This is a genomic window from Kosakonia sp. N21, from assembly GCF_050587465.1.
Classification (GTDB): domain Bacteria; phylum Pseudomonadota; class Gammaproteobacteria; order Enterobacterales; family Enterobacteriaceae.
Map to the genome: position 1 here is coordinate 1 of NZ_JBOBHR010000039.1, position 368 is coordinate 368.

Here is a 368-nt window from a genome sequence, read left to right on the forward strand (position 1 = left end):
AGATGACGATGCCCTCCCGGCCACGCACAGTCCCGGCAGCGCCTTCCGCGGGATGTTATGGCAGATGACGGCAAATATTGCCCGCAACACCTTCGATGAACTCCTCGACAGTTACGCCGGGGCGGCTGAAGCCTGGCAGGGTCTTGTACGTCTGGACACGCGCGGTTCCGGCTGGGAGGCACTGCTGCGCCAGTCCGCAGAGGCGATGCTGCAACATGACACGTTACTTCCCCCGGGTATTCGTGAGCAGGCACGTGAGAGTGCTCAGTTTGTGCTGCGCTTCGTCGGGTTTTATCAGGAACAGAACGACGTGGCAGATCCGGGCGAACTCGCGATGCTGATGACGCGCTACCGCGATATTTTCGCGC

1 protein-coding gene is annotated in these 368 nt (G+C 61.1%); it reads left to right on the forward strand.

Features of this window, described 5'->3' with window-relative positions; translation table 11 throughout:
• Positions 1-368, forward strand: a 368-nt coding sequence (locus ACQ3G7_RS24750; protein ID WP_430893025.1) for a hypothetical protein, incomplete at both ends; no start/stop codon positions are given.